Raw genomic sequence first — 23194 nt, forward strand, 5'->3', positions numbered from 1 at the left:
TGTTACGAGAACCGCAACGTGTTTCCCGGTCATTAATTTTCATATGAATTATAGTCAATTGAAAATATCGACTATAGCGTCTGTCCTCACCGAGCCCGTGTAGCCAACGGCCTCGACTGCGAGGAGAACGACATCATGACGACACAACCGACGCCGTCCGCGACGCCCTCTCGATGGCGTCGTTTCCAAGATTGGGCCGCTCGCGATGACATCGAGGACTATTCGCTGCGGTACGCGCCGAAGTCCTTCCGCCGCTGGAGCCCGCTGGCCTGCGCGGTCACCGCGCTCGGCGGCATCGCCTACCTGGCCGACTACTCCATCGGTGCGTCGATTGCCGTGACCCATGGTGCATCCAGCGCCGTGATTGCGATCCTGGTCGCCGCCGTGACGATCTTCCTGACCGGCGTCCCCATCGCCTACTACGCCGCCAAGTACAACCTGGACATGGATCTGCTGACTCGCGGGGCCGGATTCGGCTACTTCGGATCCACTCTGACCAGCATCATCTATGCCAGCTTCTGCTTCATCTTCTTCGCCCTCGAGGGATCGATCATGGCCCAGGCGATGAAGCTGGCATTTCACATTCCGCTCCCGCTCGGCTACATCATCGGTTCGCTGTTGATCATTCCGCTCGTGCTGTACGGGATGTCGGCGTTGGCGAAGTTCCAGGTGTGGACGCAACCGTTGTGGCTGATCCTGTTCGCGGCGCCGCTGGTGATGATCGCGATCGGCGATCCGTCCGGATTCGACGGCTTCCTGTCGTGGGCCGGCAACGGTGGCAGCGCGCGGGTGACCGCGATCGGGGTCGGCGCCGGCGCGGGAGTCGCGCTGTCGCTGATCGCGCAGATCGGGGAACAGGTCGACTATCTGCGGTTCATGCCGGAGAAGTCGGAGACGCCCAAGTTGCGCTGGTGGTCCGCGGTTCTGGCGGCAGGTCCGGGGTGGGTGATCCTCGGCGCCGCCAAGCAGCTGTGCGGGGCCTTCCTCGCCTTCTACATCGCGGGACAGGTCGGCTTCACCCGGGCCACCGAGCCGATCGAGCAGTTCCTCGGCAGCTACGGCGTGCTGATCCACAGTCATGCGATGGCGCTGGCCATCGCGACCGTGATGGTGCTGCTGTCCCAGGTCAAGATCAACGTGACCAATGCGTATTCCGGATCGCTGTCGTGGTCGAACTTCTTCAGCCGGGTGCTGCACCTGCATCCCGGCCGGGTCGTGTGGCTGGCACTGCATATCGCGATCGCGTTGGCTCTGATGCTGGGCAACATGTTCACCCTGCTCAACACCATCCTGGGGTTCTACTCCAACGTCGCGATCGCGTGGGTGGGCGCGATCGTCGCCGATCTGGTGATCAACAAGGGGATATTGAAGATCAGCCCGCCGTACATCGAATTCAAACGGGCCTATCTGTATCCGATCAATCCGGTCGGATTCGGGTCCATGCTCGCCGGGTCGGTGCTGTCGATTCTCGCGTACTTCGGCGCGTTCGGCAGCCTGCTGGCGGCGTGGTCGCCGTATCTCGCACTGGCCGTGGCGGTCGTGCTGACGCCGATCATCGCGGTCCTCACGCGCGGCAAATACTATCTGGCGCGGCCGAATCCGCTGCGCGAGGAGATCGAGAAGGAGCCGCTGTGGGCCGGGCAGACCCTGCTCGATGTGGTGGACGGCAAGCGGTACGAACTGCCGGACATGGTGCACCACTGCCCCTTCCACGGCGGAACGGTGTCCTCGCTCACGTGCACGCTGACCAAGAACTGTGCTGAGCAGTGCCAGTCGCCGTCCTATGCCGACACCGTCGCGGCCGCGGACCTGGGCCTGCAGGCCATGCCGGTGCGCGACTGAAATTCCATGAAACTGCTTGGGGTCGAACAATGTTCGGCCCCAAGCAGGTGGCAGGTCAGGAGGTCAGTTCGGCGTGCACCGTGAAATCCAGCCGATCGGCTCCGGCGAGATAGACCGGCTGCGTGGTGTGCACGCCGCGCACCCGGACCTCCCCGCGCGGACCGTGGTAAGTGGCGTTGGAGGCGGTGCGTTCGATCGCGCGCAGGTCCAGACTGCGTGCCTGCTCGGCGAGCGACGCGAACAACAGCAGTCCCTCGTAACAGGACTCGCCGATGTTGTTCAGCGCCGGCGCGTGCGCCCCGAAACGGTCTGCGTACCGGGCCCCGAAGTCCATCCCGGCCTGGGACACCACACTCTCGAAATAGCCGCAGGCGGTGAACAATCCGCGAGTGCTGTCGGCGCCACCGGCATACAGGACATCCTCACCGATCATCATGCCGAGCCGCATCCGGCACTCGTCGAGACCGGCCGCGGCGAACGCTCGATTGAACGCTGCGCAGTCCGCTCCGACCAGAAGCAGCAGAACGCCTTGCGCCGCAGAGGATCCGATAAGTTCAAGCGCGGCGGCGAAATCGCGCCCGCCCAGCGGGACGAACGTCGCGCCGACCACGTCGATATCCGACTCGGAGCTGAATTCCACTGTGGCCCTGGCAGTCTCACGTGGCCAGATGTAATCGTTGCCGACGATGTACCAGTGTCGGATGCCGAATTCGGCGCGCATCCACCGCAGCGCGGGGAACAGCTGCTGATCGGGGGTCTCACCCACCATGTACACACCGTCGGAATCCTCGCCCCCCTCGTAGAAAGTGGTGTAGACGTAGGGGATTCGCCCGGCGGTCTGCGGAGTGATCACCTTGCGCGCGTTCGACAGATGCCAGCCGACGACGCCGTCGATCAGTCCCGCACCGATCATCCGGTCGACGTGCGCGGTCAGCTCCGGCAGTGGCGCCGCGGCGTCGATCGGATGCAGCCGCACCGGCCGATCCAGGATGCCGCCCGCGGCGTTGATGTCCTCGATCGCGAGTTCGGCGGATGCCTCGCACGACGGTCCGAACATCCCCGCCGGGCCGCTCAGCGGCACCGCCAGTGCGAGATCGACCGATTCGCGACGACCGCGAAGGCTCCGACCGGTCATGGCAACCACCACCGTAATACTTGCAACTGAAAATGACTCATACGGCGCTGTATAGTGCTGATTGTGGACGATAGTACCGCCCTTGCCGCGCTGGACGAGCTTGCCCGACTGATGCGGCGGGTATCGCAGGATCTGGACAAGACTGTCGCCACCTGCCTCGGTGAGACGTCTCCCGGGCGTTGGCATGTGCTGAACGCTGTCGCCGATGGCCAGGGCCGTTCGATGTCCCAACTGGTCGAAGTCACCCAACTCAATGCCGCCACGCTCACCCGTCTGATCGACGCGATGATCGCCGACAATCTGGTGAACCGCAACGTCGACGCCGCCGACCGGCGCAGAGTGCTGGTGCACCCGACCCGGCGCGGCCAGCTGACGCACAAGGTCATGAATCAGGCGCTCGCAGAGGGCGGCATTTCCTCGATCGCCGTCGGAAGTGAACCGCTCACACAATTGCTCACAGCTCTGCTGGATCGGATCCAGGTGAGCGATCCGGTGTCGCTGTAGCATTCCTCCCCGGAAATGCCCTTGTTACACGGCGGACATTACGACGCCTCCGGCATGCGGGATAGTTTTCTCCGATGACATCCGGTGAAGTGCGCCGGAATCAGCGGAAGGGCGACTCTCATGCGTCACGGAGATATCGGCTCGAGTCCCGACACGGTCGGGGTCGCGGTGGTCAACTACAAGATTCCCCGACTGCACACCGGATCCGAAGTGATCGAGAACGCGAAGAAGATCGCCGATATGGTGGTGGGCATCAAGACCGGTCTGCCCGGCATGGACCTCATTGTATTCCCGGAGTATTCGACGATGGGAATAATGTACGACCGCGAAGAGATGTACGCCACTGCCACCACCGTGCCCGGTGCGGAGACCGAGATCTTCGCCGCGGCGTGCCGGAAAGCAAAGACGTGGGGTGTGTTCTCGCTGACCGGCGAACGGCACGAGGAGCATCCGGCCAAGGCGCCCTACAACACGCTCGTGCTCATCGATGACGAAGGTCGAATCGTCCAGAAGTACCGGAAGGTACTGCCCTGGAACCCGATCGAAGGCTGGTATCCCGGTGCGGAGACCTACGTCAGCGATGGCCCGAAGGGGATGAAGCTCTCGCTGATCGTGTGCGACGACGGGAATTACCCGGAGATCTGGCGCGACTGTGCGATGAAGGGCGCCGAACTGATCGTGCGCTGTCAGGGCTACATGTACCCGGCGAAGGATCAGCAGGTGCTGATGGCCAAGGCCATGGCCTGGGCGAACAATTGCTATGTCGCGGTGGCCAACTGCTCGGGATTCGACGGTGTCTACACGTACTTCGGCCATTCGTCGATCATCGGTTTCGACGGACGCACGCTCGGCGAGACCGGCACCGAGGAGTACGGGATCCAATACGCGCAATTGTCGATCCCCGAAATTCGTGCCGCCCGCCGATACGATCAGGCGCAGAATCATCTGTTCAAATTGCTGCATCGCGGCTATACCGGGGTCTGGAATTCCGGAGACGGCGACAAAGGCATCGCCGACTGCCCGTTCGATTTCTACAAGACCTGGGTGAGTGATCCGAAGAAGGCTCAGGAGCAGGTCGAGGCGATTACCCGGGATACGATCGGCGTCGCCGAATGTCCCGTGTACGACCTGCCGCACGAATAGCGATAGTCCGTCCGCGCTCAGCAGCGATCCTGCACGTCCAACGCCGCCAGCAACGCTCGCAACGTTTCTCGCTGCTCGTCGGACAGCGGTGCGAACGTCTCCGTGGCTGCCTCGCGCCGGGCCTGCGACATGCGCGAGAGCGTGCGACGTCCCTCCTCGGTCGGGACCACCAGAGTGGAACGCCGGTTGGCCGGATCGGGTGCGCGGGTGATCAGTCCCGCCGCGACGAGCGCGTCGACCACCGTGGTCGCCGACCGCGGCACGATGCCGAGATGGTCCGCGAGGGCGGACATCCGCAGCGGTTCCTCGGACCGGCCGATGATCCGCAACGCTCGGCTCTGGGCGGGTGTCAGACCCAGGGGAGCCAGCCGGGCCGCCTGACTGCGGCGGATCCGCTTGCTGACCTGCAGGAACAGCTCGGGGAGTTCGGATTCGGTGGCCTCTGCCATGATCCTGAGCTTAGCTCATAGTTCTGTGGAATAATTGTGAGCCAAGCTCAGTTAGGAGTGGTAGTACCTGGAAGGAGGCGCCTATGGCAGCCCAATCTCCACCCCGTATCGGCCGGATCCTCCGGCTGTTCCGGCCTTACCGCGCGCGCCTGGCTCTCGTCGCCGCGCTGGTGGGCCTCTCGTCCGTGGTCTCGCTGGCCTCCCCGTTCATGCTGCGTCAGATCCTGGACGACGCCCTGCCGCACGGCCGTACCGGACTGCTCACCGTCCTGGCCGCGGGCATGGTCGCGGTCGTCGTGCTGACCAGTGTGTTCAGCGTGTTGCAGACCTATATCTCCACCGCCGTCGGCCAGCAGGTCATGCACGATCTGCGCGCCGCGGTCTACGCGCGGCTGCAGAGCATGCCGCTGGCGTTCTTCACTGCGACCCGCACCGGCGAAGTGCAATCACGCATCGCCAACGACATCGGCGGCATGCAGTCCACGGTGACCACGACGGCCACCTCCATCGTCTCGAACTTCACCTCGGTGATCGCGGCGATCATCGCCATGTTCGCCCTGGATTGGCGGCTGGCGGCGGTCTCGCTGCTGATGTTGCCGTTCTTCGTGTGGATCAGCCGACGCGTCGGCGACGAACGTCGGCGGATCACCGCCGCGCGACAGCGCAAACTCGCCGGAATGTCGGCGATCGTCGAGGAATCGCTGTCGGTGAGCGGAATTCTGTTGGGGCGCACCATGGGTCGCTCGCCCGCGCTGATCGACAGTTTCACCGGCGAGTCGCGCGAACTGGTCGATCTGGAGATCCGTTCGAGTATGGCCGGACGCTGGCGGCAGGCCACGATCCAGATCGTGATGGCCGCCATGCCCGCGGTGATCTACTGGGTCGCCGGACTCACCTCCGCCGGTGGACATCCGCTGGTATCGATCGGCACCCTGGTCGCCTTCACCACCTTGCAGACGAGCCTGCTGCGTCCGGCCGTGCAGCTGCTGTCCACCGGCGTGGATATGCAGAGCTCGATGGCGTTGTTCGGCAGGATCTTCGAATATCTCGACCTGCGCCCCGATATCGAGGAGCCGGCGCACCCGATGTCGATGCCGCGTGCCGAGGTGGCGGGCACGGTGCGGTTCGAGCACGTGGGTTTCGCCTACGATGCGAAGGATCGGCAGGTGCTCGACGATATCGATCTCACCGTCCCGGCCGGGACGTCACTGGCCATCGTCGGTGAAACAGGTTCGGGCAAAACGACTCTCGGATATCTCGTCGCGCGGCTGTACGACGCGAGCTCGGGCCGGGTCACCATCGACGGCATCGATGTGCGGGATCTGAGTTTCGCGGAACTGTCCGCGAGCGTGGGCGTGGTCTCCCAGGAGACCTATCTGTTCCACGCCTCGGTCGCCGAGAATCTCCGTTTCGCCAAGCCCGATGCCACGGACGAGGAATTGATCGCCGCGGCCCGCGCCGCACAGATCCACGAGCACATCGCGAGCCTGCCCGACGGCTACGACACCCTCGTCGGCGAACGCGGCTACCGCTTCTCCGGCGGCGAGAAACAACGCCTGGCCGTGGCCCGCGCCATCCTGCGCAATCCGCCGATCATGGTGCTCGACGAAGCCACCAGCGCCCTGGACACCCGCACCGAACGCGAGGTCCAAGTCGCCATCGACGCCCTGTCCGCCGGACGCACCACGATCACCATCGCCCACCGCCTGTCCACCATCCGAGATGCCGATCAGATCGTCGTCCTGGACGCCGGACACGTCGTCGAACGCGGCACGCACCGGGAACTCCTGGAGCGCAACGGTTTCTATGCCGACCTGCTCTCGCGCGACGCGGTGCTGGAGCCCGCCGCCTGATCGCCTCGGCACTGGGCCCCGCGCCCTCGGTGACCGAGGCCGCCGATGGTGGGCGTCGCGAATATCGGCGGTCGAGGGCGTCCGGGTCGAGCGGGACGACGAGGTCCGCGACGGCGAAATTCGACCGCAATGGGGAGCCGGGAGGGCTCGGTATGCAGCGCATTCGGTCGATGTCCGGTGCGGGCGGAACTACCGTGGGGGTATGACCACCGTGGAGTTCGAGCATCTGCTCGTCGACCGGGACGGTGACACCGTCCACATCACGATGAACCGCCCGGAGCGGCGCAATGCGCTCTCGGCCGAACATCTGACCGAACTGCTGATCGCCTTCCGGACCGCGGGCGCCAGTGATGCGACCGGGATCGTGCTGGGCGCTCGCGGCCCGGTGTTCTCGGCCGGTCACGACTTCGCCGACGTCGCGTCCCGGGATCTGGTCGGTGTGCGCGAGCTGCTGAAGTTGTGCACCGATCTGATGACGGCCATCGAGGCCGCGCCGCAGGTGGTCATCGCACGGGTGCACGGCCTGGCCACCGCGGCCGGATGTCAGCTCGTCGCCTCCTGTGATCTCGCGATCGCCGCCGAATCTGCGGGTTTCGCACTGCCGGGCGGTAAGGGCGGCTGGTTCTGCCACACTCCGGCCGTCCCGGTGGCGCGGGCCGTCGGTCGCAAACGTCTGATGGAACTGGCCCTGACCGGCGATCCGATCGACGCCCGCACCGCCGCGGAATGGGGTCTGATCAACCGCGCGGTTCCCGACGAGGATCTCGACACCGCCGTCGCCGAGTTGCTGTCCCGCGCGACCCGCGGCAGCCGTGCCAGCAAGGCCCTCGGCAAACACACCCTCTACGCGCAGCTCGACCGGCCCGAAGTCGATGCCTACACGCTCGCCGTCGAGGTCATGGCCGCCGCTTCCCAGATGCCCGGCGCTCGCGAGGGTATGGCCGCGTTCCTGGAGAAGCGTGCGCCGGTCTGGCCGGACTAGATACCGTTGCCGCCGGCCCGAAATCAGCTGTGCGCGAGGTAGTCCGCGCCGCCGACGTACACCGTGTGCCCGAGTGGCTGATCGCCGGTGGTGGCATCGGCTACGGCCGTGGCGAATTCGTCCACGGTCGGTAGTGTGCCGTGTTCGGTCCGGGCGGCGACCGCGTCCGGATCACGGCGTTGCAGCAGGCGCACGATGATGGTGCCGTCGATCATATCGCCGGAGACGACGGTGAAACCTATTCGGCGCGAGTCGAATTCGGTGATCAGATCGCGCAACGCGTCTTCTCCGGCGCGCTTGCTGGCGGCGATCGGTTCGTAGTCGGCGGGTACGGGTTTGCGACCGTGGAAGTGTGCTTGGTGACTGGTGACGAAGACGATGCGCGCACCCGCGGGCATATGCGGCAGTAGGAGCCGGACCAGTCGCAGCTGCGCGTCGCGGTTGATGGACATCGCGTAGTCCGCCGCCGCGCCGCGCTCGAGTCCGCCGGATGCGTTGAGTACCAGCACATCCAGGCGTCCGAACCGGTCGACGATCTCCCGGGTGAGCGCCTGCGCGGCGGCATCGTCGGACAGGTCCGCCCCGGCGATCGAGGCGCTGCCGCCTTCCGCCGCGATCTCGTCGGCGAGATCCTGTGCGCGCTTGCGCTTCTCGCGATAGTTGACGATCACGTGATCGCCGCGAGCAGCCAGAATCCGGGCCGTGGCCGCTCCGATGCCGCGCGACGCCCCGGTCACCAGCGCGATTCTGCTCGAATTCACTCGGCCTCCTTGGTCGACTGCTTCTATTTCAGAAGCAACTATGGTAGTTCTGAATGAGAAGCGCAAGAGATCCGGAAACACCGCGGCGGGATCCGGCCGCGGCGCCCACGCAGGCGATGGAGCTGCTGGGCCAGCGCTGGATGCTGCGCGTGATCTGGGAGCTGGAACCGGGTCCGCTGGGCTTTCTGGAGTTGCGCCGCCGGATGGACAACTGCTCGTCGAGCATGCTGTCGGTGCGTCTGCAGACGTTGCAGACCGCCGGAATCATCGTCAAACGCCCCGACAAGTCCTATGAGCTGACCTACCCGGGCGTCGAGCTGGGGCGGGCGCTCGAGCGGCTGTGGGTGTGGGCGGATCGCTGGCACGACACGATCGCCGGTTCAGGTGCCGAGGGCTCGGCCTGAAACATTCCGCTGGGCCGAGCCGATAGGGGGGTTGACGCAGATATGCCCGCGATCAGGAGAAACCTCATGATTCCACTCCGCACGGCTGCCGTCACCGCAGCCGCTGTGGCCGGGTTGGCTGCGGTGACCGCAGCCCCCGCCCAGGCTCGTCCCACCGATCTGCCGCCCACGGTTCTGCTGCTCAGCGTGTCCCAGAATCACGCATCGGTGCCGCACACCGTCCTGCTGACCTGCTCGCCGATCAGCACGGGCAACCATCCGCAGTCCGCCGCCGCGTGTGACGAACTCGAGGCCGCGGGTGGCGACTTCGACAATCTGCGCGGCGAGGCCCTGCGCTTCTGCCCGATGATCTACGACCCGGTCACCCTCTCGGCCGACGGCATCTGGCACGGCATCAGGGTGAGCTTCCGCCAGACGTACCCCAACGCCTGCCAGGCCGGTGACCGCAGCAGCCACGTCTTCGCGTTCTGAGGCGTTGCGGCTCAACCGAGTTGGGCGAGTACCTCCGCGCGCCGACGCGTCATGGTGTCGGCCGGATCGTCACCGTTCAGCAGGGCGCGGCACAGCGCCGCGGCATCGTCGATGGCATCGCGCGCACCGGCGCCGGAGGATGGGCTGAGCGCGTGATCGGCGTCGCCGCAGAGGATTACGGGCAGGCGCGGCGGCAGAGCCTTGGTCAGCGGTACGCAGCGCGCATTGGAGACGTGCACCATCGCGGTGTGGTCGAGCATGGTGTCCAACAGGTACGGAATCTCCGGCAGTGCGGTGCGGATCGGCTCGACCCATCGGGCCAGCGGTTGAAATCCGGTGTAGCCCACCGCGATCGGCGCTCGGGTCAGTCGCACGAACCACACCGCGACGCTGTCGTTCCAGAAGTGTCCGAAGGTGGCCGGAGTGTCCTGTCCGTGCTGGTGGAAATGCAGGACCGACGGGGTGGTGTTGGGCCGGGTGCCGGGCGCGGCGGTCGCGTAGAGCACCACCTGACCGGCGTATTCGGCGACGCGCTCGGGTTCGAGCCGGGTGCGCGCGATCGAGTCGATGCCGTCGGCGGCGATGAGCAGTTCGGCCGCGGTCCCGCCGGGATACAACACGCCGGTGTCCGGGTCCAGATCGCTGATCGCCGTCCCGTAGCGGATGTCCGCGCCTGCGGCCCAAGCGAATTCGGTCAGTACCCGCATCAGATCGGTGCGGTGATACAGCCGATGCCCGGCCGAGGGCGCCTCAGGCGCGTCCGCGGCCGGGGCGCCGACCCGGAATCCGTCGACGGGGTAGGACGCACTGTCGAGCTGATCGGCGGGAACGCCCAGATCGGCCAGCGTGCGGTGCACATGGGCATCGAGGAACAGGAATGCGCCCCCGCGCACGTTGGGCCGGCGTTCGTAGACGACGGCGTGATGGCCCGCTCGCGCCAGACCGCCCGCCAGCACGGTACCCGCGATGCCGCCTCCGAGGATCGTCACCATATGTGATTCCTAGGCCGCCGGCGCCCGGTACAGCCTGATCAATTTTTCTCCTAGCGTGGCCATGTCGTCGGTCCTCGCGCGCGCTCGCGCAACGGCGTCCGGTCCGAATCGATGTTCTCCAATTACTAGCATTGTCAACAATTCTGCGCCACCGTGAGAGTCTCGTCCCGACATCGATCACACCATGTTCCGGGCCGTCCACGGCGGGTGTGTCGCGGCGTGTCATCGGTGTGCGTTAGCCTGCCGGAACCCGCGGCGGTGCTGCGGGCGGCCGCCCGGCGGTGATCGGTGACGGACTTGGGAGTGCGAACATGGTGGACACGAGAACGAATCGCAGGCGTGTGCGCATCGGATGCTGTGCGGCGATAGCGGTGATCGCCGCGGTTGCCGGATGCGGTTCGCCGAGTTCCCCGTCGCCGGGCACCGGTGTCCGGTCCGCGGGGCAGTCCAACGCCCTGCCTGAGGTCCAGGACTGTTCGTTCGACAAACCGACCGTTCGCCCGCCGAGCCTGATCCTGGCCTGCGCGGACCTGGGGGTGCAGGTGGAGAAGATCACCTGGAAATCCTGGGCCGCGGACAAGGCCGAGGGCGACGGCACCGAACACGACAACACCTGCACGCCCAACTGCGCCGCCGGAAACTATGTCGACAAGCCGGTGCATGTCGTCCTGTCCGATCCGGCCCAGCCCGCGAACCTCTACACCAAGGCCACCACCATCGACTCGACCGGCAAGGCCGCGCAGTTTCCCCTGGTCGAGAAGCGGTGACAGCCTCGAATCTGTAGATGTAACTCCCAGTCGCATATACACCCGAAATTTTGCTACGCTCGGGTATCGGCGGCGGTGACGCCGCACGACGAGACCAGGAGTACCGATGAAGCTACTTCCCCAGTGGACGCCTCGTGACGGGACCGATCCGGGCGAGGTAGCCCTGCACGCACGCAATGTGCAGTTCGACTGGCGCGACACTCCGCTGCACTGGATGCCGGATGAGCCGATCGCCTCGCACGTGATCAACGCGCTGAATCTGCTGCTCCCCGAGGGGGAGCGGATGTTCGTGCTGGCGTTCTCCGAGGCGCTGGCACTCGTGCAGGACGAGAAACTGCGCGAGCAGATGCTCGGCTTCATCGGCCAGGAATCGATGCACGCCGAAACCCACAACGTGGTGTTGCACGAGGTGCTCACCGCGCACGGCATCGCCGTGGACGCCTATGTGCGCCAGATGGAGTTCCTGTTCCGCAAAACCCTCGGCCCGCGGCCCGGCCAGGGAGCCGCCGCGCAATTCCAGACCCTGGTCGAACGCATCGGCTTCATCGCCACCCTGGAACATTTCTTCGCCTACCTCGGCGACTGGGTGCTCAATGCCGACCTCGAGCGATTCGGCGCGGACCCGCGCGTGCTGGACCTGTTCCGCTGGCACGGCGCGGAGGAGGTCGAACACCGGCATGTCGCGCACGATGTGGCGCAGTACTTCGAGGTCGGCTATCTGCGCCGGTCCGCGCTGATGCTGATCGTCTTCCCGATCTTCCTGACCCTGCTGCTGCGCGGCACCAAATACCTTGTGCACGAAGATCCTTCGCTGCCGAACATGCGGTATCCGCGTCTGGTGCTGCGGGTGTTCGGCGCGATGTGGCGCGGTGCGCTGCCCGGGGTGCCCTCGCTGCTGTGGAGCGCGGCCACGGTGCTGCGGCCCGGTTACGATCCCGGCACGGTCGGCTCCACCGCGCAGGCGGTCGCCTACCTGGCCAAATCGCCTGCCGCACAGGCAATGGCGTCGTGAGCGGCCGGCGGGTTCCGCTGCTGCCGCCGTCCGATCTGTACGGCAGGCGTCGCAGCGATCGGGCGATTCGCGTCATCGATGCGGTCGCCGAGACCCGGATGCGCTGGACGGCGCTGATCAACCGCCGCACCGCCGCCGGGGCGGTGGACGATCGCCGGATCGCGCTCACGGTCACGCAGCGGCAGGTGGAGGCGCACGATACCGACGTGGTCAGCCTGCTGCTCGCCGCACCCGACGGTCGCGCGCTGCCGCCGTGGCGGCCCGGCGCGCACCTGGATCTGGAACTGCCCTCGGGCCGGTTGCGGCAGTACTCGCTGTGCGGCGACCCTGCCGAGCGGCATGCGTATCGCATTGCCGTGCGGCGCATTCCGGACGGTGAGGGCGGTTCGCGTGAGGTGCACGAGTCGTTGACGGTCGGCAGCTCGGTCACCGTGCGCGGTCCGCGCAACGCCTTCCCGTTCGTCCTGCCCGGACACGGATCCGATACCGCCCGTGTGCATTTCGTGGCCGGAGGCATCGGGATCACGCCGATTCTGCCGATGGTGCGGATGGCGCATCGGCTCGGCGTGGACTGGTCGATGGTCTACACCGGACGCAGCCGGGATTCGATGGCGTTTCTCGACGAGCTCGAACTCCTGGGTTCGCGGGTGCGTATTCGCACCGATGACGAATCCGGGTTGCCCGAGGCCGGGGATCTGCTCCCCGGAGTGGACGCCGACACCGCGGTCTACTGCTGCGGTCCGGTCCCGATGACCACGCTGATCGCCGACCGCGTTCGCGAGATGTCCAGTGTGGAGCTGCATTCCGAGCGATTCTCGCCGCTGCCGGTCCGGGACGGCACCGCGTTCGAGGTCGAGTTGGCCCGCACCGGCGAGGTGATCGAGGTGCCCGCCGATCGCACCGTGCTGCAGGAAGTGCTGAAAGTCCGCCCGGACAGCCCGTATTCGTGCCGTCAGGGTTTCTGCCGCACCTGCCGGGTGAACGCGTTGTCCGGACCGGTCGACCATCGCGACACCGTACTGACCGACGCCGAGCGAGCCGCCGGCGACCTGCTCATCTGCGTATCCCGGTGTGCCGGTGAGCGTCTGGTGCTGGACCTGTGAGGTTCCGCGCCCGCTCGCACCGCGCCCACCGGCCCAGAAGGGAGATATCGTGACCGATCAGACCCCCGTTCCCGATGCCGAGCGAATCGTCCGCAACGGCGAATTCGACCTGGCCGTCTACGAATACGGCGACCCCGCCGCCGAGACGATCGTGCTGGTGCACGGCTGGCCCGACGACCATCACCTGTGGGATCGGGTGATTCCGTTGCTGGCCGGGCGATTCCACGTTGTCGCCTACGACACTCGCGGCCACGGCCGCTCCACCCGCACCAACCGCACCAGCGACTACCGGCTCGACGCCTTCGCCGGGGACTTCTTCGCCGTGGCCGATGCGGTCAGCCCGGATCGGCCCGTCCACGTGCTCGCGCACGACTGGGGCTCGGTGCAGATGTGGGAGGCGGTGTGCGAGCCGCGGGCCGCCGCGCGGATCGCCTCGTTCACCTCGGTCTCGGGTCCGAATCTGGATCACATGGGAAAGTGGATGCGCGCCAAGCTTTCCCGCGGCGCGGCGTGGGGACCGTTCACGCAACTGCTGTCCTCGGCGTACACCTTCCTGTTCATGACTCCGGGCGTGCCGCGCGTGCTGTTGCGGCCGCTGTCGGCGGCCACGATCTGGCAGCGTTTCGTCGGACTCATGAACGAGACCGCACCCGCGAACGTGCGTCTGGGCCCGAGGTTCCAGGAGGATTTCTTCGACGGGATGCGCATCTACCGCGCGAATATCCTGCCCCGCCTGGTCAATGCTCGCGAGCGGTACACCGAGGTGCCGGTTCAGCTGGTGATCGCTCGTCGCGACGTGGCGGTGCGACCCGCGGGATATGCGGACGAACCGCAGTGGACCTCGCGACTGTGGCGTCGTGAGGTCGCGGCCGGACACTGGCTGCCGTTCTCGCATCCGGAGCTGTTGGCCACGGCCACAACCGAACTCGTCGATTCGCTCACCGAGGGCGCGACCTCGCGCGGGCTGCGGCGCGCGGAGGTGGCGCGCGGTCGGGAACGTGGTGAGTTCTCCGATCAGCTCGTCGTGATCACCGGCGGTGGCAGCGGCATCGGGCGTGAGACGGCGCTGTCGTTCGCTCGCCGCGGCGCGGAGATCGTGGTCTCGGACCTGAATCTGGATGCGGCCAAACAGACCGTCGCGCTGGTGCAGGCCGAAGGCGGTGTGGCCCATGCCTATTCGGTCGACGTCTCGGACGAGCAGGCTGTCGCCGAGCATGCCGCCGCGGTGATCGCCGAGCATGCGGTGCCCGACATCCTGATCAACAACGCCGGAATCGGCCAGGCGGGGGACTTCTTCGAGACGTCGTCGGCGGACTTCGACCGTGTGCTGCGGGTGAACCTGGGCGGGGTGATCAACGGCTGCCGCACTTTCGGCGCGGCGATGGCCGAGCGCGGGCTCGGCGGGCACATCGTGAACCTGTCGAGTATGGCCGCCTATATGCCGCAGCGCGGTTTCAGCGCCTATTCGACCAGTAAGTCGGCGGTGTTCATGTTCTCGGACTGCCTGCGCGCCGAACTGGCGGGCAAGGGTATCGAGGTGCACACCATCTGCCCCGGTATCGTGCACACCAATATCGTTGCCACGACCCGATTCTCGGGTCTTTCCGCCTCCGACGAGTCGGCCAAGCAGGCGAAATACGATGAGCTGTACCGCAAGCGGCACTACGGCCCGGAGAAGGTGGCCGAGCAGATCGTGCGAGCGGTGCAGGTCGGCCGCGACGTCGTCCCGGTGACTCCGGAAGCCCATCTGCAGTACCACTTCCAGCGGTTCGCCCCGGCGGTCGCCCGGTTCGTCGCCGCGCGGGTCAAACTCACCTGAGTTTCGCCGAGTGCCAAGCGAATCGTTGGCCGGTCTTCAGCCAACGGTTCTACCGTGCGGTGCATGGGGATAGTCCTGGTAATCGTCGGCATCGTGATGCTCTACGTCGTCCTGATCGCCGCTGCGCTGAAACAAACCGGTAAGTCGGCGTCGCGGGGGCGGCGCAGCAGTAGTTGGGATTACGGCAGTACCGGCTCCAACTGGTCCAGCTCCGATAGTGGAAGCAGTTGCGGCGCAGGGAGTTGCAGTTCCGGCAGCTGTTCGGCGGGCGGATGCGGTGGTGGCAGCTCGTGCGGGGGCGGCAGTTCCAGCGGTGGCAGCTCCTGCGGCGGTGGTGGTAGCTCGTGTGGCGGCGGAAGTTCCTGCGGGGGAGGCAGCAACTGAGCGTTCGGATCGCTCAGTTCGAACTTCCCTCCCGCAGAGCCGATTCGATGGCGGAAACCCGGTCCAGCGGTACGCCCCACGGGTGTTCGACGCCGACCTCCGAGTCCAGATCCCACAGCACGCACTCCTCGCCCGGCCGGGCCACCATGGACCACGCCACGACGGTGCGCCCGAGTTGGGTGGCCATGGAATCGCCGGTGCCGCCGCCGGATCCGTCGCCCTCCGGGAAATGGTGCAGGAACGTCCCGTACGCGGCCGTGCAGAATCGGGAATAGCGCCGAGTGCACAGGATCAGCCCGTGCCACGCCTCGTCGACAGCGTGTGAGGGCATCCCGATCACCTGACCGTCACGTACCGCTGCCCCGCAGCACAGCAACCGTTGGCGCAGACCGGTTTCGACCAGTTCGCGGGGCTGCCACGGGCAGGTCTTGAACACCGCCTCGGACAACTCCAACTGCTCGACGGCCGCTCGGGTGCGGGCCGGATCGGGGCGGCGAAAACGTGACAACAACACAGTTCACCCTAGGTCGCGGCGAACCGGCCGATCAACCGATTACGAGCACTGAACCGTAGTGCTTCCGGGTCTTTCACTACTGTGCGGAAGTCTTTGGAGTGGAATCGCTTTCGTTCTCTCCCCGGGTGACCCACAGACTCGTCACGGTAACCGCCGCCAGCACCACGACGATCACCAGGAGTGAGGCCGCGGTCGGAATCTGCGGCACGGACGCCCAGATCTGGTGTGCCCAGTGCAGCACCAGTTTGACGCCGATGAAGGCCAGGATCAGCGCGAGTCCGTAGGCCAGGTGCACCAGCCGGTTCAGCGCCGCGTGCAGGACGAAATACAGTGCGCGCAGGCCCAGCAGCGCGAAGGCGTTGGTGGCGAACACCAGGTACGGATCGCCGGTGACGCCGTAGACCGCGGGCACCGAATCGACCGCGAACACCAGGTCGGTGGTCATCACCGCGGTGACCACCAGGGCCAGCGGGGTCAGGGCACGTCGTCCCGCCTCCCGCACGCTCAGTCGCGTATCGCGATAGCCGTCGGTCACCGGCATCACCCGGCGTAGCAGTCGCACCGCACGAAGTGAGGAGACCTCGACCTCGGTCTCCTGTCCGGTGATCGCATCCTTGAGCAACTTCGCGGCGGTGATCAGCAGGATCGCGCCGAACAACAGGAACGCCCAATCGAGTGAGGCGAGGGCGGCGGCGCCGAGCGCGATGAAGATGCCGCGCAGCACCAGCGCGCCCGCGATCCCGAAGAGCAATACCCGCTGGGCCAGCCGCGCGGGTACCGCGAATGCCGCCAGGAGCAGCATGAAGACGAAAAGATTGTCCACCGACAGCGACTTCTCGAGCAGATAGCCGGTGAAGAATTCGGTGCCCGGTCGCGATCCGTACGTCGCCCAGATCACCGCGCCGAAGATGACCGGCAGCGCCAGATAGAACGACGTCCACCGCAGGGCCTCGCGCATCGACACCTCGTGCGGGCGACGGGTGACGGCGAAATCCAGCACCAGAAGCAGCAACACACCGGCGATGGTCGCCGCCCACAGCCAGGGCGAGCCGATGGTGTGCAGCTGGGATGATGCCAGAACGGTCGAACTCATGAGACTCCTCGGGTATGACAAACCACCCGAGGTCTCCTTCGCCCATTGGAACGGGCGGCCACCCGGGGATCTCAACGGTGAAATCCGTACTGACCGGTATAGCGCTTGGGAAGTACTCCCCTCGACGCTGATCCTAATCGGATCCGACGGTGACCGGCAAATCCTTCGCGACGTGTTCTCGCTCTCGGCGAACAGGGGTTGACCTCAACATAGCTCGAGGTATCAGGCTGGTCGCATCGTTCGAGACGAGAGGATGTGGCCGAACATGTATGTGGTGGAAGCGAAGTCGTTCGGGGGACCGGAAGTGCTGGTCGCGACCGAAGTGTCCGATCCGGTCGCCGGACCGGGGCAGGTGGTCGTGGATGTCGCGGCGGCCGATGTGATGTTCCTGGACGTGCGGCTGCGCGGCGGGTGGGGCCGGGACTTCTTCCCGGTCGAGCCGCCGTACGTGCCCGGCGGCGCGGTCGCCGGTGTGGTCTCGGCCGTCGGCGAGGACGTGGACCCCGGCTGGATCGGCAAACGAGTGGCCACGGCCACCGCGGCCAGCGGCATCGGCGGCGGGCTGCCCATCGGCGGCTATGCGACCAAGGCGCTGGCGAAGGCGCAGACGCTGGTCGAGATCCCCGACGGCTTGGACGACGTCCGGGCCGCCGCCTTGGTGCACGACGGACGAACCTCGCTGATGCTCGCCGAGCAGGCTCGGATCCGCCCGGGGGAGTGGGTGCTGATCACCGCCGCGGGCGGCGGGTTGGGCACGCTGCTCACGCAATGGGCGACGGCGGCCGGAGCCTCGGTCATCGCGGCGGCGCACGGTGAGACGAAACTCGCACTGGCACAACGTCTCGGCGCGAAGGTGGCGCTCGACTACGAGGATCCCGGCTGGCTGGATCGAGTCCGCGAGACGACCGATGGCGCGGGTGTGAGCGTGGTGCTCGACGGCGCGGGCGGGCCGATCGGTACGGCTGCCCTGGGCGTCGTCGCGCCCGGTGGCCGCTTCCTCGGATACGGCAACGCTGCCGGTGGATTCCTGGAGAACCCGGCCGAATACGCAGCCGCGCATGGCATTACGGTGCGAACCCTGTTGGAGATGACCAAGGACGATCTGGACTGGCAGGCCCTCGGTCGTCGCGCACTCACCGAGGCGGGCGCAGGAAATCTGGAAGTCGTTGTAGGGCAGAGCTTCCCACTCACCGAGGCGGCGGCGGCCCATGCGGCCATCGAATCACGTACCGCAGTCGGGCGCACGATCCTGACGGTCTGAGCACCCTCGCTCAGTGCACGCGGGCGGCCAGCCGGAGGTCCACTCCGCGATCCCGGATCCCGGCGGCCGCGGCGGGGGCCAGATCCTCGTCGGTGATGACGATGTCGAACTCGGGCAGGTCGGCGACCCGGTACATGGCGACGGTCCCGTACTTGTCACTGCCCGCGACCAGGACGGACTTGGCCGCCGAGGCCATGGCGGCGCGTTTGACCACGACCTTGGACTCCGACGGGGTGGTGGAGCCGCGATGCCGATCCCAGGAGCTGGTGCTGATGAACGCCAGGTCGATGTTGACCTGGGTGAGGATGCCGGTGGCCAGGGTGCCGATGGTGGAGCGGTTGCGGTGCTCCACGCGGCCGCCGATGTGAACCAGGTCGACGTCGCTGTCCAGCAGGGCGCCGATCATGGTGAAGTCGTTGGTCACCACCGTCAGGTCGTGGTCGCGCAGGCTGGGCGCCATCTGGAGCAGGGTCGTGCCGGCGTCCAGATACAGCGTCATACCGTCCTCGATCAGGTCTGCCGCCTCGCGCGCCAGCGCCGTCTTGTTGGGCAGATCCGTGCCGGACTTGTCGTCGTACGAGGGCTCGGCGCGCAACTGGCTGGCCAGGCGGACACCGCCGGGCACGGAGAAGACCTTGCCCTGGCGCTCGAGGGCGGCGATGTCCCGGCGGACGGTCATGTGCGAGACCGACAGCAATTCGGTCAGCTCGTGCACGCTGAGCACGGTGCGCTGATGGAGTTGCCGGAGCAGGAACTCGCGACGTTGGTCGGGGATCATGCCGGGGGTCGCGCTGTCATCCATCACCGTCTCCTCTCAGGCGCGGGCGGTAGATGCGCTGCGCGGTGCCGTAGAACATCTCGTGTCGCTCGGCGTCCGGACGATCACCGACGATCTCCGCGAAGCCGTCGAAGATCGTACGAAACGGTGCGAACATGCCGTCGACCGGGAAGTTGCTACCGAACATGACGCGCTCGGGGCCGAACATGGCCACGGTCTCCCGTACGATCCACGCATTCGACTCGACCGTCCACGGCCGGCCGGGCACGCACGGGCCGGAGATCTTCACCGCGACGTTCGGCAGGTCGGCGAGGGTGGACATGGCCGCATGCCATCCGGCCAGCGTCGCGGGATCGCGGTCGCCGGGGACGCCGGTGTGGTTCACGATCAGCAGCACGTCCGGGACGTCGCGGGCCGGCCGGGCCGGTCTGCGCGTCGGCCGCCGGTTCCGCTGCGGTCTGCCCGGCCTCCACCAGCGCGGCCTCGGCCTCGTTGACCCGGGAGTGCTCGCGTGGCCGGTTACGGATATACGCGCAGACGGCCAGGCTGAGTACCACGCTGATCGCGCCGACGATCAGGAACGACAGCCGCCACGAGCCGGTCAGCGTGATGATCGCGGCGACAGCCAGACCGCCGACCGCGGAGCCGAGCGGCGCGCCGCTGTCGATCAGCGTGATCCCCCGCGCGTTCTCCTTGCGGGTGAGCCAGGACGCGGTCACCCGGCTGGCCGGGGCATGAAGGGCGCCTCGAACGCGCCGAGCCCGATGCGGGTCAGGATCAGCATCACGCCGTTGACCGCGAACCCGGCGACCGCCTGGAACACGCCCCACAGCACTCCCGCGACGCCGATGACGCGGCGCGGGCCGAGCTTGTCCGTCGCCCAGCCGCCGGGGATCTGCAGCAGCGAATAGCTCCAGAAGAACGCGCTCATCACCAGGCCCTGCACGGTGCCGGACAACGCGAGGTCCTTGGCGATGTGCGGCAGGCCGACCGACACCGAGCTGCGGTCCACGCAGTTCACCGTGTACAGAACGAACAGCAGCGTGACGATGAGCCAGCGGGTCCGGGAGGGCTGCTGTCCGTGCGTTCTGGCGAGCGTCTCCGCGGTGGCGGGCCGACTCATTCGACGTCCGCCGAGGTGAGTGAGCGTCGTCGGATGGTCGCGACCAGTATCGCCCCGACCAGCATCAGCCCGGCGATCACATTGAGCGCGGCGCCGGTGCTGCCGGTCGCGGTCTTGACGTACCCGACCAGGTACGGCGCGGCGAATCCGGCGAGGTTGCCGAAGGAGTTGATCATCGCGATGCCGGCCGCCGCGACGATGCCGGTCAGCATCGCGGTCGGCAGGTTCCAGAAGATCGGCGGAATGGACAGCGTACCCATGTAGGCCAGGGACAACCCGACGATGCCGAGCAGCGAATCCTGCCAGATCACCGACATGGCCAGCCCGACGGTGGCCATCAGGAACGCGACGATCAGGTGGTTGCGGCGGTCGCCGGTGCGGTCGGAGGTGTAGCCGAACACCAGCATGCTGATCGCGGCGCACAGGCTCGGCACCGCCGAGACGAAGCCGATCGAGAGCGACCCGTGCACGCCCGCGGTCTCCACCAGCGTGGGCAGCCAGAACGACGTCGCGTACAGCGAACAGTTGTAGACGAAGTAGATGACGACCAGCAGCCACAACCTGCCGTTGGTGAGCAGCGCGCCGAGCCGGAGCTTCGGCTTGGCCTGCGACTCGGCGGTCAGTGCGGCCTCCAGGTGTGCCTTCTCCGCGTCGCTGAGCCAGCTCACCTCGGCGAACCGGTCCGGAAGCCGGAACAGGATGTACACGCCCAGCAGCATGGTCGCCGCGCCCTCGATGATCAGCAGCCAGTGCCAGCCGGACAGTGCCCCGCCGGACGGTGCGAAGGTGAGGATCAGCCCGGCCACCGGCCCGCCGACCAGGCCGGACGCGGCCAGCGCGAGATAGAACGTGCCCCAGGCCCGGCCGCGTCGCAGCGCCGGATACCACTGGCTCATGTAGTAGATCGCGCCGGGAATGAAACCCGCTTCGGCCGCGCCCAGCAGGAACCGCATGACGTAGAACTGGGTGGGCGAGTGCACCAGGAACATCAGCGCGGACAGGATGCCCCAGGTGATCATGATCCGGGCGATCCAGCGGCGCGCGCCGACCCGGTGCATGATCATGTTGCTCGGCACTTCGAACAGGAAGTATCCGACGAAGAAGATGCCCGCGCCGAAGCCGTACACCGCATCGCTGAATCCGAGGTCGCTGATCATCTGATCCTTGGCGAACCCGATGTTGACCCGGTCGATGTAGCAGAGCAGGAAGCCGATCATCAGGACCGGCAGGACCCGCAGCGAGATCTTGCGGAACAGCCGATCCTCGTCGACTTCCGTTGTGGCAGGGGCGGTCACAGCGCATCCCCGATCCGGTAGAAGCGGGCGGCGGTCCCGGCGAACAGCATGGCGAGCTGGTCGTCGGTCGCCTCGGGCAGGGCGGCGAGGACGGTGTCGACGAGTTCGTCGAACGTCGTGCTGAGCCCGGACACCGGCAGGTTGGACGCGAACATGGCGCGGTCGAATCCGAAGATCCGCACGGTGTCGCGGATGACCGTGATGTTGGAGGCCCGGTCCCAGCGCCCGTCGGGCAGACCGAGTTCGGAAACCTTCACTGCCACATGGTCGTTCGCGGCCAGCGCCGCCATGCCGGTACGCCAGGCGGCCAGGCCCTCGTCGGACCGGTCCAGCGGCAGCCCGCAGTGATTCACCACGACCGGGATCTCCGGATGTTCGGCGACGACTTCCGCAGCCTCGGCCAGATGCCAGTACGACACCCGCAAGTCCCAGGAGAAGCCGTGTGCGGCAAGCCTTTCGAACCCGGCGCGCCACGCGGGGTCCTGCATGCTGCCGGGTGTTCCCGCGACGGACTCGCCCGGCCCGGACGAGGTCACCGGCTTGGAGCGGATACCGCGGACCAGCGGGTTGGCGGCGTGCCCGGCCAAGACCTCGTCCCGGTCGGGCTGAGTGAAGTAGACGTGCCCGACGACAGCGGTGGGCAGGCCGGTGCGCTCGTTCAGTTCGGTGAGGTAAGCGGTCTCGGCGAGCTGCTCGTCGCGGGCGCGCTCGGCCTCCATGTGGACGGTGCCGCGCACCTCGTATCCGGCGGTCGCCGCGCGGTACTGCGCAGGCTCGAAGTCGTGCAGCATGCCGTGGTAGTCGCCGAGGAAGAAGTCCGGGTTGTACGCATCCTGCAGCCACGGATAGTGCCCGCCCGGACCGGACAGGTCCCAGAAGTGGTGGTGGGCATCGAGAATGGGTGGGACCGCGCGGGTCATGCGGTGGCTCCCTTCTGCCAGGCGTCGCGCCGGGAGCGAGCGTCGGTGTCGAGATGGTCGAGGGTCAGGACGGTGCCGGCCGGGACATCGGTGGTCAGACGGGCGCCGGCGGCCAGGTAGTACGGGGCGGTACCCGGGCCGGCGGCGGCGCGCACCTCGTCGGGCGTATGGCAGGTGATCAGCTCGGCGTCGGGGTAGCCGCGCTCGATGCAGGTGGTGCGGCGGCCGTCGGGATCCAGGTCGCCGAGTGCCACCGGAGCGAGCGCGGGCATCGCCCGGGTCTGCATCAGCAGCGAGCGGGCAAACCCGCCGTTCGCGCCGGTGAGCGCGTACCGCACCGGAGCGGCCCCCTGCTCGGGGAACAGCAGTTCGTAGTTCATCGGCCCTCCGACCAGCGATATGTTCCGATATGATCGAATCTATTACGAATTAACAGATCTGTCCATCAGTTGTAACATTGGTTCACAGGCGTCGTGAGGGTTGTCGGTGCGATTGCTGGTGACTTCATCGGGGAGGCCGGTTGCGTCGCTGGACGTGGTGGTGTGGCCGTCGGCGACGTGCGGGGGAGCTGTGCGGCGGATGGATGCGT

At 66.8% G+C, this 23194-nt stretch carries 24 protein-coding genes and 1 pseudogene; 12 read left to right on the forward strand and 13 right to left on the reverse strand.

The window, feature by feature from the left end:
• The first annotated feature begins 135 nt into the window (after positions 1-135).
• Positions 136-1842 (forward strand): purine-cytosine permease family protein, encoded by a 1707-nt coding sequence (locus tag K7711_RS18700; RefSeq protein ID WP_222970679.1) that lies wholly within the window; start codon positions 136-138, stop codon positions 1840-1842.
• A gap of 55 nt (positions 1843-1897) precedes the next feature.
• Here K7711_RS18700 and K7711_RS18705 read toward each other — a convergent pair whose 3' ends face one another.
• The gene (locus K7711_RS18705) at positions 1898-2977 is read right to left on the reverse strand and encodes a substrate-binding domain-containing protein (protein ID WP_222970680.1); all 1080 of its coding nucleotides are present in this window, start codon (positions 2975-2977) and stop codon (positions 1898-1900) included.
• 63 nt (positions 2978-3040) lie between these two features.
• On the opposite strand from K7711_RS18705, the gene K7711_RS47660 reads away from it, so the two are divergent.
• Positions 3041-3481: a MarR family winged helix-turn-helix transcriptional regulator gene (locus K7711_RS47660; RefSeq protein ID WP_222970681.1), complete on the forward strand. Its 441-nt coding sequence runs from the start codon at positions 3041-3043 to the stop codon at positions 3479-3481.
• 120 nt (positions 3482-3601) lie between these two features.
• Positions 3602-4624 carry an aliphatic amidase gene (locus K7711_RS18715; protein ID WP_222970682.1) on the forward strand — a complete coding sequence of 341 codons (1023 nt, stop codon included), beginning with the start codon at positions 3602-3604 and terminating at the stop codon, positions 4622-4624.
• Positions 4625-4641: 17 nt separating this feature from the next.
• On the opposite strand, the gene K7711_RS18720 is transcribed toward K7711_RS18715, so the two are convergent.
• The gene (locus K7711_RS18720; protein ID WP_222970683.1) at positions 4642-5073 is read right to left on the reverse strand and encodes a MarR family winged helix-turn-helix transcriptional regulator; all 432 of its coding nucleotides are present in this window, start codon (positions 5071-5073) and stop codon (positions 4642-4644) included.
• 83 nt (positions 5074-5156) lie between these two features.
• Between K7711_RS18720 and K7711_RS18725 the strand changes: the two genes are divergently transcribed.
• Positions 5157-6926 (forward strand): ABC transporter ATP-binding protein, encoded by a 1770-nt coding sequence (locus K7711_RS18725; protein ID WP_222970684.1) that lies wholly within the window; start codon positions 5157-5159, stop codon positions 6924-6926.
• A 202-nt stretch (positions 6927-7128) separates the two neighbouring features.
• Entirely contained in the window at positions 7129-7908 is a 780-nt protein-coding gene (locus K7711_RS18730; protein ID WP_222970685.1) for an enoyl-CoA hydratase-related protein, read from the forward strand.
• Between the two features lie 23 nt (positions 7909-7931).
• Here the strand turns inward: K7711_RS18730 and K7711_RS18735 are convergent, their stop codons facing one another.
• On the reverse strand, positions 7932-8669 hold the full coding sequence (locus tag K7711_RS18735; RefSeq protein WP_308014818.1) for an SDR family oxidoreductase: 738 nt from the start codon (positions 8667-8669) through the stop codon (positions 7932-7934).
• 53 nt (positions 8670-8722) lie between these two features.
• Here K7711_RS18735 and K7711_RS18740 point away from each other — a divergent pair, with 53 nt between their 5' ends.
• Both K7711_RS18740 and K7711_RS18745 read left to right on the forward strand, forming a co-directional pair.
• On the forward strand, positions 8723-9073 hold the full coding sequence (locus tag K7711_RS18740) for a winged helix-turn-helix transcriptional regulator (RefSeq protein ID WP_222970686.1): 351 nt from the start codon (positions 8723-8725) through the stop codon (positions 9071-9073).
• A gap of 66 nt (positions 9074-9139) precedes the next feature.
• Entirely contained in the window at positions 9140-9544 is a 405-nt protein-coding gene (locus K7711_RS18745; RefSeq protein WP_222970687.1) for a subtilase-type protease inhibitor, read from the forward strand.
• Positions 9545-9555: 11 nt separating this feature from the next.
• On the opposite strand, the gene K7711_RS18750 is transcribed toward K7711_RS18745, so the two are convergent.
• Complete coding sequence (locus tag K7711_RS18750; protein ID WP_222970688.1) at positions 9556-10536, reverse strand: FAD-dependent oxidoreductase; 981 nt, start codon at positions 10534-10536, stop codon at positions 9556-9558.
• A gap of 311 nt (positions 10537-10847) precedes the next feature.
• Between K7711_RS18750 and K7711_RS18755 the strand changes: the two genes are divergently transcribed.
• From K7711_RS18755 to K7711_RS18770, 4 genes are all read left to right on the forward strand, one after another.
• Complete coding sequence (locus tag K7711_RS18755; RefSeq protein WP_222970689.1) at positions 10848-11303, forward strand: hypothetical protein; 456 nt, start codon at positions 10848-10850, stop codon at positions 11301-11303.
• A 106-nt stretch (positions 11304-11409) separates the two neighbouring features.
• Entirely contained in the window at positions 11410-12315 is a 906-nt protein-coding gene (locus K7711_RS18760; RefSeq protein WP_222970690.1) for a metal-dependent hydrolase, read from the forward strand.
• The gene (locus K7711_RS18765) at positions 12312-13418 is read left to right on the forward strand and encodes a PDR/VanB family oxidoreductase (RefSeq protein ID WP_222970691.1); all 1107 of its coding nucleotides are present in this window, start codon (positions 12312-12314) and stop codon (positions 13416-13418) included. Before K7711_RS18760 ends, K7711_RS18765 begins: the two co-directional genes overlap by 4 nt.
• Positions 13419-13467: 49 nt before the next feature.
• Positions 13468-15237 carry an SDR family oxidoreductase gene (locus tag K7711_RS18770; protein ID WP_222970692.1) on the forward strand — a complete coding sequence of 590 codons (1770 nt, stop codon included), beginning with the start codon at positions 13468-13470 and terminating at the stop codon, positions 15235-15237.
• A gap of 179 nt (positions 15238-15416) precedes the next feature.
• Here K7711_RS18770 and K7711_RS18775 read toward each other — a convergent pair whose 3' ends face one another.
• The 3 genes from K7711_RS18775 to K7711_RS18785 all read right to left on the reverse strand — a co-directional run bounded on the left by K7711_RS18775 (position 15417) and on the right by K7711_RS18785 (position 17228).
• The gene (locus tag K7711_RS18775) at positions 15417-15617 is read right to left on the reverse strand and encodes a hypothetical protein (RefSeq protein WP_222970693.1); all 201 of its coding nucleotides are present in this window, start codon (positions 15615-15617) and stop codon (positions 15417-15419) included.
• A 17-nt stretch (positions 15618-15634) separates the two neighbouring features.
• A complete protein-coding gene (locus tag K7711_RS18780) occupies positions 15635-16132 on the reverse strand; it encodes a UCP032817 domain-containing protein (RefSeq protein ID WP_372460157.1) in 498 nt (165 codons plus the stop codon).
• Between the two features lie 79 nt (positions 16133-16211).
• Entirely contained in the window at positions 16212-17228 is a 1017-nt protein-coding gene (locus tag K7711_RS18785; RefSeq protein WP_222970694.1) for a TerC/Alx family metal homeostasis membrane protein, read from the reverse strand.
• Positions 17229-17493: 265 nt separating this feature from the next.
• Between K7711_RS18785 and K7711_RS18790 the strand changes: the two genes are divergently transcribed.
• Positions 17494-18489: a zinc-binding dehydrogenase gene (locus tag K7711_RS18790; protein ID WP_222970695.1), complete on the forward strand. Its 996-nt coding sequence runs from the start codon at positions 17494-17496 to the stop codon at positions 18487-18489.
• A 10-nt stretch (positions 18490-18499) separates the two neighbouring features.
• Here K7711_RS18790 and K7711_RS18795 read toward each other — a convergent pair whose 3' ends face one another.
• The 6 genes and pseudogenes from K7711_RS18795 to K7711_RS18820 all read right to left on the reverse strand — a co-directional run bounded on the left by K7711_RS18795 (position 18500) and on the right by K7711_RS18820 (position 22985).
• Positions 18500-19291 carry a DeoR/GlpR family DNA-binding transcription regulator gene (locus K7711_RS18795; protein ID WP_222970696.1) on the reverse strand — a complete coding sequence of 264 codons (792 nt, stop codon included), beginning with the start codon at positions 19289-19291 and terminating at the stop codon, positions 18500-18502.
• Positions 19284-19796: an amidohydrolase family protein gene (locus K7711_RS47665; RefSeq protein ID WP_308014833.1), complete on the reverse strand. Its 513-nt coding sequence runs from the start codon at positions 19794-19796 to the stop codon at positions 19284-19286. The genes K7711_RS18795 and K7711_RS47665 overlap by 8 nt, the downstream gene beginning before the upstream one ends.
• Positions 19789-20390: pseudogene (locus tag K7711_RS18805) on the reverse strand (MFS transporter); the annotation flags it as partial. The gene K7711_RS47665 and the pseudogene K7711_RS18805, both read right to left, overlap by 8 nt.
• Positions 20387-21685 (reverse strand): MFS transporter, encoded by a 1299-nt coding sequence (locus K7711_RS18810; RefSeq protein WP_222970699.1) that lies wholly within the window; start codon positions 21683-21685, stop codon positions 20387-20389. The pseudogene K7711_RS18805 and the gene K7711_RS18810, both read right to left, overlap by 4 nt.
• Positions 21682-22605: an amidohydrolase family protein gene (locus K7711_RS18815; RefSeq protein WP_222970700.1), complete on the reverse strand. Its 924-nt coding sequence runs from the start codon at positions 22603-22605 to the stop codon at positions 21682-21684. The genes K7711_RS18810 and K7711_RS18815 overlap by 4 nt, the downstream gene beginning before the upstream one ends.
• Positions 22602-22985, reverse strand: coding sequence for a hypothetical protein (locus tag K7711_RS18820; protein ID WP_222970701.1), 384 nt, complete (start codon positions 22983-22985; stop codon positions 22602-22604). Before K7711_RS18820 ends, K7711_RS18815 begins: the two co-directional genes overlap by 4 nt.
• Positions 22986-23194: the final 209 nt, after the last annotated feature.

Source organism: Nocardia coffeae, assembly GCF_019890715.1.
GTDB classification, from domain to species: Bacteria; Actinomycetota; Actinomycetes; order Mycobacteriales; family Mycobacteriaceae; genus Nocardia; species Nocardia jiangxiensis.

Coding starts and splice junctions, on each gene's coding strand:
- K7711_RS18700 (WP_222970679.1), top strand. CDS start 136: ATGACGACACAACCGACGCCGTCCGCGACGCCCTCTCGATGGCGTCGT.
- K7711_RS18705 (WP_222970680.1), bottom strand. CDS start 2,977: ATGACCGGTCGGAGCCTTCGCGGTCGTCGCGAATCGGTCGATCTCGCA.
- K7711_RS18715 (WP_222970682.1), top strand. CDS start 3,602: ATGCGTCACGGAGATATCGGCTCGAGTCCCGACACGGTCGGGGTCGCG.
- K7711_RS18720 (WP_222970683.1), bottom strand. CDS start 5,073: ATGGCAGAGGCCACCGAATCCGAACTCCCCGAGCTGTTCCTGCAGGTC.
- K7711_RS18725 (WP_222970684.1), top strand. CDS start 5,157: ATGGCAGCCCAATCTCCACCCCGTATCGGCCGGATCCTCCGGCTGTTC.
- K7711_RS18730 (WP_222970685.1), top strand. CDS start 7,129: ATGACCACCGTGGAGTTCGAGCATCTGCTCGTCGACCGGGACGGTGAC.
- K7711_RS18740 (WP_222970686.1), top strand. CDS start 8,723: ATGAGAAGCGCAAGAGATCCGGAAACACCGCGGCGGGATCCGGCCGCG.
- K7711_RS18745 (WP_222970687.1), top strand. CDS start 9,140: ATGATTCCACTCCGCACGGCTGCCGTCACCGCAGCCGCTGTGGCCGGG.
- K7711_RS18750 (WP_222970688.1), bottom strand. CDS start 10,536: ATGGTGACGATCCTCGGAGGCGGCATCGCGGGTACCGTGCTGGCGGGC.
- K7711_RS18755 (WP_222970689.1), top strand. CDS start 10,848: ATGGTGGACACGAGAACGAATCGCAGGCGTGTGCGCATCGGATGCTGT.
- K7711_RS18760 (WP_222970690.1), top strand. CDS start 11,410: ATGAAGCTACTTCCCCAGTGGACGCCTCGTGACGGGACCGATCCGGGC.
- K7711_RS18785 (WP_222970694.1), bottom strand. CDS start 17,228: ATGAGTTCGACCGTTCTGGCATCATCCCAGCTGCACACCATCGGCTCG.
- K7711_RS18790 (WP_222970695.1), top strand. CDS start 17,494: ATGTATGTGGTGGAAGCGAAGTCGTTCGGGGGACCGGAAGTGCTGGTC.
- K7711_RS18795 (WP_222970696.1), bottom strand. CDS start 19,291: ATGGATGACAGCGCGACCCCCGGCATGATCCCCGACCAACGTCGCGAG.
- K7711_RS18815 (WP_222970700.1), bottom strand. CDS start 22,605: ATGACCCGCGCGGTCCCACCCATTCTCGATGCCCACCACCACTTCTGG.
- K7711_RS18820 (WP_222970701.1), bottom strand. CDS start 22,985: ATGAACTACGAACTGCTGTTCCCCGAGCAGGGGGCCGCTCCGGTGCGG.